Source organism: Acinetobacter terrestris (genome assembly GCF_004331155.1).
In the GTDB taxonomy this organism is placed as follows: domain Bacteria; phylum Pseudomonadota; class Gammaproteobacteria; order Pseudomonadales; family Moraxellaceae; genus Acinetobacter; species Acinetobacter terrestris.
Genome location: NZ_SJNZ01000013.1, coordinates 63054 through 78066, shown reverse-complemented (window position 1 = coordinate 78066; position 15013 = coordinate 63054). Strand labels below are relative to the sequence as shown.

14 protein-coding genes are annotated in these 15013 nt (G+C 40.5%); 6 read left to right on the top strand and 8 right to left on the bottom strand.

Annotated elements, in window-relative coordinates:
- The first annotated feature begins 12 nt into the window (after positions 1-12).
- From mfd to E0H81_RS09015, 3 genes are all read left to right on the top strand, one after another.
- Positions 13-3471 (top strand): transcription-repair coupling factor, encoded by a 3459-nt coding sequence (mfd, locus tag E0H81_RS09025; protein WP_131318314.1) that lies wholly within the window; start codon positions 13-15, stop codon positions 3469-3471.
- Between the two features lie 233 nt (positions 3472-3704).
- A complete protein-coding gene (locus tag E0H81_RS09020) occupies positions 3705-4139 on the top strand; it encodes an HIT domain-containing protein (protein WP_067865690.1) in 435 nt (144 codons plus the stop codon).
- 66 nt (positions 4140-4205) lie between these two features.
- Complete coding sequence (locus tag E0H81_RS09015; RefSeq protein ID WP_131318311.1) at positions 4206-5669, top strand: adenylate/guanylate cyclase domain-containing protein; 1464 nt, start codon at positions 4206-4208, stop codon at positions 5667-5669.
- 69 nt (positions 5670-5738) lie between these two features.
- On the opposite strand, the gene fdx is transcribed toward E0H81_RS09015, so the two are convergent.
- From fdx to E0H81_RS08975, 8 genes are all read right to left on the bottom strand, one after another.
- Positions 5739-6077: an ISC system 2Fe-2S type ferredoxin gene (fdx, locus tag E0H81_RS09010; RefSeq protein ID WP_131266446.1), complete on the bottom strand. Its 339-nt coding sequence runs from the start codon at positions 6075-6077 to the stop codon at positions 5739-5741.
- Positions 6078-6090: 13 nt separating this feature from the next.
- Entirely contained in the window at positions 6091-7953 is a 1863-nt protein-coding gene (gene hscA, locus E0H81_RS09005; protein WP_131318309.1) for a Fe-S protein assembly chaperone HscA, read from the bottom strand.
- Between the two features lie 38 nt (positions 7954-7991).
- Positions 7992-8507 (bottom strand): Fe-S protein assembly co-chaperone HscB, encoded by a 516-nt coding sequence (gene hscB / locus E0H81_RS09000; protein ID WP_131318307.1) that lies wholly within the window; start codon positions 8505-8507, stop codon positions 7992-7994.
- A gap of 108 nt (positions 8508-8615) precedes the next feature.
- Positions 8616-8936, bottom strand: a complete 321-nt coding sequence (gene iscA / locus E0H81_RS08995) for an iron-sulfur cluster assembly protein IscA (protein ID WP_131318305.1) — start codon at positions 8934-8936, stop codon at positions 8616-8618.
- A gap of 37 nt (positions 8937-8973) precedes the next feature.
- Complete coding sequence (gene iscU, locus E0H81_RS08990) at positions 8974-9360, bottom strand: Fe-S cluster assembly scaffold IscU (RefSeq protein WP_004651785.1); 387 nt, start codon at positions 9358-9360, stop codon at positions 8974-8976.
- Positions 9361-9446: 86 nt separating this feature from the next.
- Entirely contained in the window at positions 9447-10664 is a 1218-nt protein-coding gene (locus tag E0H81_RS08985) for an IscS subfamily cysteine desulfurase (RefSeq protein WP_131318303.1), read from the bottom strand.
- A 1-nt stretch (position 10665) separates the two neighbouring features.
- A complete protein-coding gene (locus E0H81_RS08980; RefSeq protein WP_067865715.1) occupies positions 10666-11139 on the bottom strand; it encodes an Rrf2 family transcriptional regulator in 474 nt (157 codons plus the stop codon).
- Between the two features lie 112 nt (positions 11140-11251).
- Entirely contained in the window at positions 11252-11899 is a 648-nt protein-coding gene (locus E0H81_RS08975; RefSeq protein WP_131318301.1) for a hypothetical protein, read from the bottom strand.
- 192 nt (positions 11900-12091) lie between these two features.
- On the opposite strand from E0H81_RS08975, the gene E0H81_RS08970 reads away from it, so the two are divergent.
- The 3 genes from E0H81_RS08970 to E0H81_RS08960 all read left to right on the top strand — a co-directional run bounded on the left by E0H81_RS08970 (position 12092) and on the right by E0H81_RS08960 (position 14992).
- Entirely contained in the window at positions 12092-12559 is a 468-nt protein-coding gene (locus E0H81_RS08970) for a phasin family protein (protein WP_131318299.1), read from the top strand.
- A 158-nt stretch (positions 12560-12717) separates the two neighbouring features.
- Positions 12718-12990 carry an HU family DNA-binding protein gene (locus E0H81_RS08965; protein ID WP_004651791.1) on the top strand — a complete coding sequence of 91 codons (273 nt, stop codon included), beginning with the start codon at positions 12718-12720 and terminating at the stop codon, positions 12988-12990.
- A 133-nt stretch (positions 12991-13123) separates the two neighbouring features.
- Entirely contained in the window at positions 13124-14992 is a 1869-nt protein-coding gene (locus E0H81_RS08960) for a SurA N-terminal domain-containing protein (RefSeq protein WP_131318297.1), read from the top strand.
- The last annotated feature ends 21 nt before the right edge of the window (positions 14993-15013 follow it).

The following is a 15013-nucleotide window of genomic DNA, read 5'->3' as shown; positions in this document are numbered from 1 at the left end:
AAAGCTATATACATGTTCCAACAACAAATTTCCCAATTAAATCTGCAGCAATTAAAAGCAGGCGAAAAACGCTGGGTCGGTAATTTACAAGGCTCATCTGCATCTTTATTGTTCAAAGAAATAGCGACGCAAAATAAGCAGTTATTCATATTGGTTGCCAGAAACAATCAGCATTTGGGACAGTTGGAAAGTGAATTAGAATTTTACGGGATAAAACCGACCATTTTCCCGGATTGGGAAATTCTGCCTTATGACCGGTTATCACCTCATCAAGATATTGTATCAGAGCGTCTTTCAATTTTATCGAATATGCCCAAGCAGGGCGTATTGCTTTTATCTGCCTCAACGCTCGTGCAGCGTGTCGCACCGACGTCGTGGGTATTGGGTGAACATTTCGATATTGAAATTGGACAAAAATTTGAATTAGAACAACAAAAACTGCGCTTGATTCAAGCAGGTTATCATCTGGTCGATACCGTTTATGATCATGGCGAGTTTGCGGTACGCGGCAGTATTATGGATATTTACGCGTCTGGACAAAATTCGCCGATCCGTATTGATCTATTTGACGATGAAATTGAAAGCTTGAAATTCTTTGATGCTGAAACCCAAAGAACCACGCAAAATTTGCAACAGTTTTCGGTATTGCCGGCCAAAGAATTTCCACTCAAAGAGGGGCGTTCAACTTTCCGTGACCGTTATGCAGAAAGTTTTCCGAGTGCTAATCCGAAGAAAAATCCAGTTTATCAAGACGTTTTAGAGGGTATTGCTTCTCCGGGGCTAGAGTTTTATTTCCCGTTATTCTTTAGCAAAGAAGCGATGGAAACACAAAGTACCCTGATGGCGTACTTACCACGGAATGGCATTGTCATTACAGATAAGCATCTGGATGAAGGTTTAACCAGTTTTTGGAAGGATGTGGTTCGACGTTATGAAGACCGTCGCCATAATGTCGATCATCCTATTTTGTCGCCAGAAGAAATATTCCTGCAACCGAATCAGGTCTTGGAACAGCTGAATCACTTTGCCAGAATCATTGCCTCACCCGAAGAATTTATCGAAAAAACCGGGGTTCTGAATCTCAATACCGAATTGCCACCGCGTTTACCGGTTGACCCGAAACAGGAAAAACCCTTTTCAGCGGTTAAAAAGTATATTGATGCTGCAAATCATCCAGTACTGTTGGTCGCTGAAAGTGCAGGTCGCCGTGAAACCTTAAAGGATGCTTTGCGTCCTGCTTTAGGTGATATTCCCAGTGTTGAAAATTTTGCAGAGTTCAGAAAATCACTCCATGCCATAGCCATTACCAGTGCGCCACTTGATCGTGGTTTGGTGATTCCTGATCACCTGACCGTGATTTCTGAAAATCAGCTCTATGAACATCGCGTAGTGCAGCGCCGTCGTAAACGTCAGCAAGAAGTGTCGGAAGAATTTTTAATCCGTAGTCTAACCGAGCTAAGTATTGGCGCACCGGTAGTGCATATTGATTATGGCGTGGGGCGTTATGCAGGTTTAGTCACTTTAAGTATTGATGATCAAGACCACGAATTTTTACAGCTAGATTATGCCGATGCTGCCAAAGTGTATGTTCCGGTCACCAATCTGCATTTGATCAGCCGTTATAGTGGCGGCGATCCCGATTTGGCGCCATTACATAAATTAGGCACTGATGCTTGGAACAAGGCCAAACGTAAAGCATTGGAACAGATTCACGATGTCGCCGCTGAACTGTTGCATATTCAGGCGCGTCGTCAGGCAAAACCCGGCTTTAGTTTTGAGCTTGAGCAAAGCCCATATATGCAATTTGCCAGCGGCTTTGCTTATGAGGAAACTCTAGATCAAGCCAATGCGATTGAAGCGACCCTGCATGATATGCAATTGGCCAAACCGATGGATCGTCTGGTCTGTGGTGATGTTGGTTTTGGTAAGACCGAAGTCGCGATGCGAGCCGCATTTTTAGCGGTGCAAAACAACAAGCAAGTCGCTGTTTTAGTGCCGACGACCTTGTTAGCACAGCAGCATTATGAATCCTTTAAAGACCGTTTTGCCGATTGGCCGATTCGGATTGAAGTAATGTCCCGTTTTGGTTCTAATAAAACGCATGTTAAAACGACTGAAGATTTGGCCAATGGCAAAGTCGATATTGTGATTGGAACGCATAAAATTCTGCAGGAAAGTATTCAGTTTAAAAACTTGGGTTTGATGATTGTCGATGAAGAACATCGCTTTGGGGTACGCGATAAAGAACGCATTAAAGCCATGCGTGCCGATGTCGATATGCTGACCCTGACAGCAACTCCAATTCCGCGTACCTTGAATATGGCCTTTAGCGGTATGCGTGATTTATCAATTATTGCCACGCCACCAGCGCGTCGCTTGGCCGTCAAAACCTTTGTGCAAGAACACACCAGTGACTCGATAAAAGAAGCCATCTTGCGTGAATTGCTGCGTGGTGGTCAGGTTTACTTTTTACATAATGAAGTCGATTCGATTGAACGTGCCGCAGCCAGTATTCGAGAGCTGGTTCCTGAAGCACGTGTCGCGGTTGCGCATGGACAAATGCGCGAACGTGAACTAGAACAGGTAATGCAGCAGTTCTATCATAAAGAATATAATGTTCTGGTCTGTTCAACCATCATTGAGACCGGAATTGATGTTCCAAATGCCAATACTATCTTGATTGAACGTGCAGACAAACTGGGTCTCGCGCAGTTACATCAATTACGTGGTCGTGTCGGGCGTTCGCATCATCAAGCCTATGCCTACTTGCTTGTACCTTCCATTAAAGGCTTAAAAGGCGATGCAGAAAAACGGCTGGATGCCATCCAGCGTGCATCAAATTTAGGTGCCGGTTTTATGCTTGCCACAGAAGATCTGGAGATTCGTGGTGCAGGTGAACTCTTGGGTGAACAACAAAGTGGTTCGATGCATGCGATTGGTTATAGCCTGTATATGGAAATGCTTGAAAAAGCGACTAAAGCCATTCAAAAAGGCAAAACACCGAATTTCGATGCGCCATTATCGTTAACCGCTGAAATTAATCTGCATATGCCGGCCTTGATTCCTGATGACTATTTAGGGGATGTGCATCAACGTCTGATGTTTTATAAACGCATCAGTAATACCGACAGTCAGGAAAAACTTGATAATATCCGTATGGAATTGATTGACCGTTTTGGTGTGCCACCACAACCTGTGAAGCAATTATTTGCGGTGCATCAACTGCGTTTAAAAGCAGAGCAGTTGGGCATTACCAAAGTTGATATCAGCTCACATGGCGGTCATATTGAGTTTTCACCCGATACACCGGTTCAGGCCATGAGCATTATTCAAATGATGCAAAAACATCCGACTTTTTTCCGTATGGATGGGGGACAACGTTTAAAAATCATGGTCATGCTGGAAGATTATCAAAAAAGAATTCAATTTATTTCCGATTTACTGGCGAGTTTGCTAAAAGAAATTCACTGATCAGAAAGTGGGTGCGTAAATAATATGCACTCGCTGCTTCATCTGCGCATAATTTAAAATTTTCTGAAAAGAAGCACTTGATTTTTTAAGGGAATTTATTAAATTTATCTGCGCTTCAGTGTTCAATGCAAATAGTGGTTTATTTGTAATGAAACACATTGCATAGAATATTCACGTCCCATTGGATGTGATAGTATTAGCCATCATTCTAATTTTGCATAATTTATAAAGATATGTTTAGTTTGCATCCACAACTTGCTCAAGACACTTTTTTTGTAGGCGACTTTCCACTGTCAACATGTCGTTTAATGAATGATATGCAATTTCCGTGGCTCATATTAATTCCGCGTGTACCGGGTATTAGCGAATTATATGAATTAAGTCAGGCTGACCAAGAACAGTTCCTCCGTGAATCTAGCTGGTTATCAAGCCAGTTGGCGCGTGTATTCCGTGCAGACAAAATGAATGTTGCTGCTTTAGGAAATATGGTTCCACAATTACATTTTCATCATGTCGTGCGTTACCAAAATGACGTGGCTTGGCCAAAACCAGTTTGGGGAACACCTGCTGTTCCTTATAGCAATGAAGTCCTTGCACATATGCGTCAAACTTTAATGCTTGCACTACGTGGTCAAGGCGATATGCCATTTGACTGGCGTATGGATTAATTCCAAGCCATTTAAAAAGCCAAACAGGGAATGTTGGCTGTGAATACTGGGACCAGGAGCGATTGAGTGCCATTAGACGACTGGATTAGAAAAGAGCCGAGACAATTTGAATATTTTCATCGTTTGATGGGATATATCATGTTGTCTTTACTCATCATCGTCTACCATTACACTTCTTCTGATACGCAATATCAGATCTATGTCCCTGTATTCTTGTTGTTTGTCCTGCTGATTACCCCGAAGTTATCGAATGGGCTGCTGTATCGTTATAATTCCAAAATAAAACGCAGTCTGCTGTTTCTTGTTGATGTTATTGCCATTTCAGTTATTTTATCTGCCATTCATTTAAACCTGGTGCTGACGTTTATTTCACTTTTTGCCATTCTGTATACTGCAATCAGTAATAAAATTTCATTTCTCATGGTGTCGTTGGCGAGTCTGATTGGAATCGCAATTTTCTATCTGTGTAACATCTTTATTTTTGGATTTGGCGAATATTTTGAACAAACCACAGGTGAATTAACCGTTCTGGGCTTTATTTGTCTCATCACTTATTTGGGTGTGGGAAGTTTTTATCAACGTAGCCAAATCCAATATATTACCGATCGTAAAGCTTATTATTATGAGCAGATGAATCGTTACATGGAGTTTGCCAACCAGCTCAGCCGTTATGCGCCGGTACAATTGTGGCAATCGATTATGAAGGGTGAGTCTGAAGCCAAAATTGAATATAAACGAAAAAAAATGACTATTTTCTTTTCAGATATTCAAGGTTTTACCGAGCTCTCCGAAACCCTTATCCCGGATGACTTGGCATACTTGCTCAATGACTATCTCAGTCATATGACAGAAATTGCGAAACAGTATGAAGCCACTGTCGACAAGTTTATGGGCGATGCGATTCTTATTTTCTTTGGTGATCCCATTTCGCAAGGTGTTGAACAAGATGCAAAAACTTGTTTAGACATGGCGATTGATATGCGTCAGCAAATGAAATTATTAAGAGAACGATGGATTAAAATGGGCTATCCTGCGTTACATATTCGTATGGGGATCAGTACCGGATATTGCCACGTTGGGAATTATGGTGCGGCTCATCGTATGGCGTATACCATTGTCGGACGTGATGCAAATTTGGCGGCACGTTTGCAAAGTGCGGCAGAAGTGGATGAAATCTTAATTTCTGATGATACTTATAATTTAATTAAAAATGATTATTTGTGTGCACCTAAAGCACCGATTAAGCTGAAGGGTATTCAAGGTCCGGTAAACACCTGGCAAGTCATGGAAAAATATACTTCGCGTAAATCGGATTATCAGCGCTGGTTTGATTATGAATATAAAGGTTTCCATTTATTGCTGAATCTGGATGAAGTTCAAAACTATGAATATCCAGAGCTAATCAATGTTCTGGAAAAAATGATCAAGCGCATACAAAAACAGCAAAAAATGACCAATTCTCAAGGCATTGTAAAATTGAATTTAGAAGATGAAATCATCGAAGATCAGAAAGATGAGCAATTTCACTGAGCATCATTGCTATTAAATTCAATATAAAAAAACCACGCTAAGCATGGTTTTTTTTTAATATTGAATCAATCAGTGATTTTCAGAAGCATGATTGATGGTGTATTTCGGAATTTCAACTTCCAAATCTTCATCCACAATTTTAACCTGGCATGAAAGACGTGAGTCGGGTTCAAGACCCCAGGCACGATCAAGTAAATCGGCTTCGACATCGGTCATTTCTTCCAGGCTGTCAAAACCTCTGCGAACCACAACATGACAGGTGGTACAGGCACAAGACATGTCACAGGCATGCTCAATCTTGATGCCATTTTTCAATAAGCTTTCACAAAGATTGGCATTCTGTTCAACTTCAAACTCAGCACCAGTTGGGCAAATTTGCGCATGTGGAAGAACTTTAATACGTGGCATAATTTTTACCTATTTATTCGGGTGAGTTTGACCAGTCATCAAGTTGAGTGCCTTTAAGTGCAGCATCAATATGTTGATTCATACGGGCTGCGGCAAAGGCATCGCTATGTATTTTAAGCTGTTCTACAGCCTGTTCAATCGCCTTGATATCAGTCGTTGATAGTTGGCTTTCAAGTTGAACTTTGGCTTGTTCTAAAGCAGCAAGCTGTTCAGCACCAAGCAGGCCTGAATCTACTTTTAATGCTTGGGTTAGTGCTTCAAGTTCACGTTGTGCTTCAACTTTGGTTTCTTGCAAGTGGCGAAGATTTTTATCTTCTTCAGCAAATTTAAAACCGTCAACCAATAAGCGTTCCGTATCGGAATCAGACAAACCATAAGAAGGTTTAATATCAATTTGAGCATGCACGCCAGAAGTGGTTTCTTTGGCTGCAACGGTCAGTAAGCCATCTGCATCGACCTGGAAGGTCACTTCAATACGTGCCTGACCTGCAGTCATCGGTGGAATGCCATGTAAGACAAAACGACCTAGACTACGGCAGTGTTCAACCAGATCACGTTCACCTTGTACCACATGAATCAGCATCGCAGTTTGACCATCTTGATAAGTGGTAAACTCTTGGCGACGTGCCACAGGGATAGCGGTATTACGTGAAATGAGGCGCTCAACCAAACCACCCATGGTTTCTAAACCTAAAGAGAGTGGGGTAACATCCAGCAGCAATGAGCCATCTGTATTGTTACCAATCAGCTGGTCTGCAGTAATGGCTGCACCAATGGCAACCACTTCATCTGGGTTAATAGTGCATAAAGGTTCTTGATTGAATACATCGCGAACTGCTTTTTGTACTGCATATGAACGGGTTGATCCACCAACTAGAACGACATTTTGAATATCATTCAGTTCAAGTTTGGCATCACGCATCACACGTTTGCATACGCTAATGGTTTTATCTAAAGCTATTTTAATGATGTCTTCAAAGGTTGCACGATCTAAAGTCAAAACTTGATCTAGCGCTTGAAGTTGAACCGATTCTAAATCTGTTAATGCTTCTTTGGCGTTACGTGCAGCAACCATCAGATGTGCATGTTCTGCATCATCCAAGGTTTCAATATTAAGCTGTTTCTTCGCCCATTTCACAATTAAGCGGTCTAAGTCATCACCACCGAGTGCAGTATGACCACCCGTCGCTAAAACTTCGAATACACCTTGGGTAAAACGCAAGATAGAAACGTCAAAAGTACCACCGCCCAAGTCATAAATTACATAGTTGCGATTTGAGGCCAAATTGCTTTCTTGATCTAGACCATAGGCAACAGCAGCAGCAGTCGGTTCATTCAATAAGCGTAGAACATTTAAACCGGCCAGTTGTGCTGCATCACGGGTTGCTTGACGTTGGGCTTCATCAAAATAGGCAGGAACGGTAATTACCGCGCCATTAATTGGATTTTTTAAACTTGCTTCAGCACGTTCTTTCAATTGTTTTAAAATTTCAGCAGAAATTTCAACAGGGGTTTTACGCCCTTGACTGGTTTCAAAAGCTGGCATCTGGTGATCTTCACCCGCCAATATATACGGGTGCTGGAATTTAATATCCGCTTTTGAACGACCCATAAAGCGCTTAACAGAAACAATGGTATTTTTAGGATCGCTAGTCATGAAGGCTTTTGCTTCATCACCATATTGGGTTGCGTCATCTGCATAATGCACAATCGACGGGAGTAACACGCGACCTTGTTCATCGTTAAGAACTTTGGCTTTGCCTGATAAAACCGTAGCCACTAAAGAATGTGTTGTACCTAAATCGATACCAATAGCAATACGGTGTTCGTGGGGCGCACTTGATTGACCAGGTTCTGCAATTTGCAAGAGAGCCATTGTGTTACATCCTTTGAACGTCTAAAAGTAAAAATAAATTAATAATCATCGTCAAGATCGAAAGAGTCATCATCCAAAAAACGATCTTCAGCTTTGTCGATATCGGCCATGACTTTCTGGAAAAAACGTAACTTACGCACTGTATCGCGCGCTTCAGCCCAGTCTTCTTCAGTGTAGTCAATTTTAAATTCACGAACCAAGCTGTCAATCCATTGTTGAACTTCTTGTTTAAGTGAAATCAAATCGTCGGCAGCGTGGGCTTCATCCAACTGTTCACGAATTTCCAGCGCAGATTGTAAAAAATCAAAATCGCTGATGGATTGATCAAGCAGATGATCTTGTTTTTTTAACGAAAGCAGATATCCCGCACGACTATCAACTTGAGATAAAACTTTAAACGCCTGATTAATTTCACTTGACTTGATCAATGCCTGATCTTTGTCTTCAGCTTTATCGGGGTGATATTGTTGCTGCAATTTTAAAAATTCATTTTTTAAAGCTGCTAAATCAATATCGAGTGCTACAGGAAGATTGAACAACTCAAAATGATTCATGGGAGATTTGATCCGCGAAAGTTCTATAAAAATAACTGCAAATATAAATGTAATTAAAACAGTGTATTTTACACTGTTTTAATTTTTTAAAAGGATGGAAGAGGTTGATTAAACTGTGAAAGATTCACCGCAACCACATTCACCTTTTTTATTGGGATTGTTAAATTCGAAGCCTTCGTTTAAGCCATTCTTCACATAGTCCATTTCCAAACCTTCTAAATAGACACTGCTTTTAGGGTCAACGAAAACCTTAACACCAAACTGTTCAAATACTTGGTCATGTGTATCAATTTCATCAACGAATTCGAGTACATATGCCAAGCCAGAACAGCCTGAAGTTTTCACGCCAACGCGAATGCCTTCACCCTTACCGCGATTTTTCAAGTAATTGCTGATATGAGTTGCAGCATTTTCAGTTAAATGAATCATGAAAACTCCATTATTCCTTATTCAAAACTTAAAGCCATTAAGCTTTAGCTTTTTTGCTGCGGTAGTCTTCAACAGCAGCTTTAATTGCATCTTCAGCAAGTACAGAACAGTGTACTTTTACTGGAGGAAGCGCGAGTTCAGTTGCAATATCGATGTTCTTGATTGCTTGTGCTTGGTCTAAAGTTTTACCTTTAAGCCATTCAGTAACAAGCGAGCTTGAAGCAATAGCAGATCCGCAACCATAAGTTTTGAAACGTGCCTGTTCAATGACACCGTTGTCATCCACTTGAATTTGAAGACGCATAACGTCACCACAAGCGGGTGCACCGACCATACCTGTACCAACATTTTCAGCGTTTTTATCTAAAACACCAACATTACGGGGGTTTTCGTAATGATCAATTACTTTTTCACTATAAGCCATGATGCGTCTCCAAACCTCGGGGTCAGCCTTGATAAGAATTAATATGGGGGCATCTTAATGAAATTCTATAAGATGCCAAGAATAAATTAGTGTTCAGCCCATTCGACTGTAGACAAATCCACGCCATCTTTGTACATATCCCAAAGAGGGGAAAGATCACGTAATTTTTGTACAGCAGCTTTGGTCACTTCAAGTACATGGTCAATATCTGCTTCAGTGGTATATTTACCGAAGCTGAAACGAATCGAACTGTGAGCAAGCTCATCAGACAGACCTAATGCACGAAGCACATAAGAAGGCTCAAGTGTTGCAGAAGTACATGCAGAACCAGAAGATACCGCAGCATCTTTCAGTGCCATCATCAATGATTCGCCTTCAACAAAGTTAAAGCTGACATTGAGATAGTTTGCAACATTGTATTCAGGGTGGCCATTTAAGAACACTTGTTCTAAACCTTGTAAGCCGTTCCAAAGTTTGTCACGTAATACACGCAGACGGTTTTGTTCAGATACTAGATTTTTACCTGCAAGTTCAAAGGCTTCACCCATACCCACGATTTGGTGAGTTGGAAGGGTGCCTGAACGCATACCACGTTCATGACCGCCGCCCTGCATTTGAGCTTTAAGGCGAACACGCGGACTACGACGCACAAACAGCGCGCCCATGCCTTTAGGGCCATAAATTTTATGAGCAGAGAAACTCATCAAATCAATTTTCATGGTTGAAAGGTCAATTTCAACTTTACCGGCAGCTTGAGCCGCATCGACGTGGAAAAAGATTTTATGTGCACGGGTGATTTCACCAATTGCAGCAACATCAGTCACGGTACCAATTTCGTTGTTCACCATCATCAGGGAAACAAGAATGGTATCTGGACGAATCGCAGCTTTAACCATATCAGCGGTAATTAAACCGGTTTTTGGTTCTGGCTCAATATAGGTGATTTCAAAACCTTCTTCTTCCAGTTCACGGCAAGGATCTAAAATTGCTTTATGTTCAATTTTGCTGGTAATGATGTGCTTGCCTTTAGAGGCATAGAATTGTGCAACACCTTTTAATGCAAGGTTGTCAGATTCAGTTGCACCAGAAGTCCACACGATTTCACGTGGATCTGCTTTAATTAAATTGGCAACTTGTTCACGTGCATATTCTACTTTTTCTTCCGCCTGCCACCCATAAGCATGAGAACGAGATGCAGCATTACCGAAAGTACCATCGAATGTTAAGCATTCCATCATACGTTCTGCAACTTGAGGGTCTACAGGAGTAGTTGCTGCATAATCAAGATAAATCGGACGTTTCATGTCAAATACCTGTAACCGATAAAAGGGCTGAATCAAAACTTGGTGAATTTTGACGAATTGCAACGGTTTGTACGTTGTCACGTGCTACAAGATCAGCAAGCGTAATTTTTGCTAAATAATCGGCGATGTGGTCGGAGAGTTCTTGCCATAAATCATGAGTCAAGCACATTGCACCATTTTGGCAGTTGCCTTTATGGTCACAACGCGTTGCATCGACTGTTTCGTTTACAGCTTCAATAATTTCTAACATGGTGATTTCATCAGCGCGACGAGCAAGATGGTAGCCACCGTTGGCACCTCGTACACTAGAAACTAAGCCGTGACGCTTTAATTTCGCAAATAACTGCTCAAGATAAGCAACAGAAATAGTTTGACGAGCTGCAATTTCAGCAAGCGTGATCGTTTGTTCAGTTGGCTGCAAAGCTAAATCAAGTAGAGCAGTCACTGCGTAGCGACCGCGAGTAGTAAGACGCATGATTCGATACACATGTTAAGACTAGATGTATCGATTTTAAGAATCCTGACTAAAATAGTCAAGTATTTTATGAGGCTTTAAAATGTTTCTTTTTATAAGAAAAATTATATGTTTATGCTAGCCATAAATTATACACTAATAACGCAATCAAAAGCACGGTTGTTATACTAAAGACAATATTGATTCTCTTCTGTTTTTGTTTAATACGACGAATACGGTTTTGATATTGTTTGACTTCAACTTCCAAACTGTTGATTTTTGAGCGTTGCAGGTCAATTTTTTCCAAAAGAGGTACAATGCGCTTTTTCGAGGCAATAATCTCTTGCTCGTCAGTGGGCTCACTCAGCCATTGTTTCCAGTCGGATAAAACTTTTGGAAAACTAAAAAGTAAAGCTAAATCACGAAATTCATCTTTTAAAGTCAGGTCGCCATCAATACGCATTTTTTTGATACTTGGACGACTTGCAAATACAAAGACTTTAATTAAATCCATGAAGGTGGTGCGGATATCCAGATCTACGGCATGTTCCGGCGCTTTGGTATCAAATAAAACACCATTCTCGGTAAATTGAATGTAAAAATCAAAATAAGGCAAATAACTGTTAATTTTAATCGCAACTTTTCGATCTATAAATTTTTTAGCCTGTAAACCAATAACGCGATCATGCTTCAAGATGAGTGTAAAAACTGTTTCCAGAACAATCATCGCCATTGTGAGCAACAAGTGCTTTTGATTTTGACTTTGTTGCGATTCACTCATAAAAATCAATCCTTACCTGAAATAGAGCATCCTAGCTCGTTAAATATGTTTCAGGACTTTAAACCAAATACATAATAATCTTGCTTTGTAGAACAGTTTAGCAAATCGATCAAGTATTTAATTTGCTATTATCAGTGTATTTTATGGATAAATTTGTTTGGCAGTACATAAAACAACCAGGAGAAGGAAGGAATGGATAAGCAAATAAAAGATCAAGATGATGAACAGCAACTAGAGAAAAATACTGATAAAACAAAGAATAAACTACGTGTAGGGCGTAAGTCCGGGCTGGATTTCCGTAAATACACTCAGCAAATCTGGCTGGCTGGTTTAGGTGCTTTTTCACGTGCAGAAGAAGAAGGAAATAAATTATTTGACTCTTTAGTCAAAGTTGGTGAGGAACTGGAGTCTAAAACTACGGAAATTGCTGATCAAACTGTAGAAAAAGTCTCAGAGAAAGCCCGGGAGTCAGTTACTGACACCAAAGATAAAGTTGAGAAGCTGATTGACCATAGTGTGAACCATTCTTTAAACCGGATTGGTTTGGTGACGGTAAAAGATCTTCAGCATTTAGAAAGTCTCATATTACAACTACATAGCAAGGTCGATTTTTTGGTTGAAGAAAACAAGCTTTTAAAAGCGCAAATTGTAAAAAAATGAAACAATTTTGCTTTTTCTTCATTTTTCAACAATTTTTTTCGCATTTATTTTGCAGAAATTGATATCCGGAGTATTGCGTTTTGCCCTGAACCATTGCTATAAAGGTGTTATGGAATCCTTAGACCTTAAATAAACGATATTAAGAGGACGTAATCTTCATGAATAAATCAGAATTAATCGATGCAATTGCAGAGAAAGGGGGATTGTCTAAGACTGATGCAGGTAAAGCCTTAGATGCGACAATTGCTTCAATTACTGAAGCACTTAAATCTGGTGATACTGTAACACTTGTTGGTTTTGGTACATTCAACGTAAAAGAACGTGCAGCACGTACTGGTCGTAATCCACAGACTGGTGCAGCTTTAGAAATTAAAGCAAGCAAGGTTCCTAGCTTCAAAGCTGGTAAAGGTTTAAAAGATTCTGTTGCTTAATCTTTTTTAAAGCCGATAAACGCGCCGACTTAGGCGCGTTTTTTTATTAATAATGGCGATTTACGAGTTGAACGCATTCATTCATTGTGGGTTTTCGGGTAAAATCCCTCACAAATAAAATATTGGAATACTTATGGAATCTTTTCGTAAAGTTATTAAGGGTTGGTTAGGCAAAGTTTTGCTTGTATTGTTTTTGACCCCTTTAGCACTTGTAGGTATTGAAGGATATTTTAGTGGCGGGAAGTCAGAAGACACAGCAAAATTAGTCAATGGCCAAGAAATTTCTAAAAAAGAACTAGAAACACTGACCAAAACATTTAAAGAACAGTATCTGGCTTATGCCAATGGTGACGAAACCTTATTGAATCAATCTTTTATTCAAAATAAAGCGATGGATACATTGGTGGCTCGTACCTTGTTATTGCAACAAGCAGAAGAGCTGGGTATCTCCTTAAGTGATGCACAGATTGAGCAGATGGTTGCACAACAACCGAGTTTTCAAGAAAACGGTAAATTTTCTGAAAGCTTGTATTCAAATTATTTGCGTTCAGTGGGGATGACCAGTCAAGCCCTAATTGCCAATTTGCGTCAAGACCATGCCTTAAAAATGTTGACTTCAACATTTATGGATTATGCTTTGGTGAGCAAACTGGATATTGAACAGATTGCGAATTTGCAAACTGAACAACGTACATTGCATCTTGCAAGCATTAAACTGGATGACTATAAGAAAAATGTAAAGGTAACTCCTCAAGAAATTGCGTCTTACTACAACAAGCATCAAAATTCATTTAAACAAGTTGCAAGCGTGGATGTGGATTATGTGGTATTGACACCAGCGAATATTGCGCCTGCGAATACGCAAGTGACAGAGGCAGAATTACAGCAAGCCTATGCAACATTTGTAGAGGCGCAAAAGAAAGATGCTAAACCGTTAGTGAAGCATATTTTAATTGCAGCAGATACGCGTTCAGATGCAGAGGCGAAAAAATTGGCCAATGATGTCGCTGCGAAAATTAAAGCGGGGATGAGCTTTGCTCAAGCAGCTGCACAATATTCAGATGATACTGAATCTAAAGCTAAAGGCGGTGTAGTAGACGCATATGCCAAAGGTGTATTTGGTGATGCATTTGACCAGGCTGTGGCTTCTTTAAAATCAGCGCAAGTCTCCGCTCCGGTTAAAACCCAATATGGTTATCATTTAATTGAAACAGAAGCGCCTTCTATTAAGCTTCCTTCATTCGAAACTGAAAAACCACGTTTGCTGGCGGAATTGCAAAAGAACAAATATGCAAATGCCTTTTCAGATACGGTAAATGGTCTGAATGAAATGGTTATTGGTAGTGATGCACTGGATGTGGTTGCACAAGAAGTGAAAGGTGTAACTGTTCAATCGATCAAAGGCATGACTTTAGCGACTCAACATCCTGTACTGAGCGATGCGAATGTAAAAGTTAAGCTGTTTAATGATGATGTGAAAAATGGGGATCGTAATGCCTCAAGCAGTATCCAGTTAGCCAATGGCGATACCGTTTGGGTGAAAGTACGTAATTACCATGCTGCCGGTGTGCAAACTTTGGCAGAGGCAACGCCTCGTGTAAAAGCTAAACTTATTGAACAAAAAGCAATTGATGCTGCCAAAGCGAAAATTCAAACTGCATTAAATGGCTTTAAATCGCAACCTGCTGCAACTGTTTTGGCGCAAAGCAACATCGCATTTGAAAGTGCCGGTGTATTTACCCGTTCACAAGGTTTGAAGCGTGAGATTGAACGTGCAGCATTCAGTGTTCCAGCACCGAAAGCAGGCATGTGGTCAGTCACCACAGCTTCATTGCCAAATGAGCTGGTGGTTGTGGCCGTGTCGAATGTAAACAAGACTACAGCTAATGCTTTAACTGATGAGCAGTTGAATGAATTATCCAAGTTGTACCAGCAGCTGCGTGGTCAACAAGAACTGGATGATTACACTGAATATTTAAAAGCACATGCGAAAATTAAATAATTCTCTATGAAATAAAAAAAC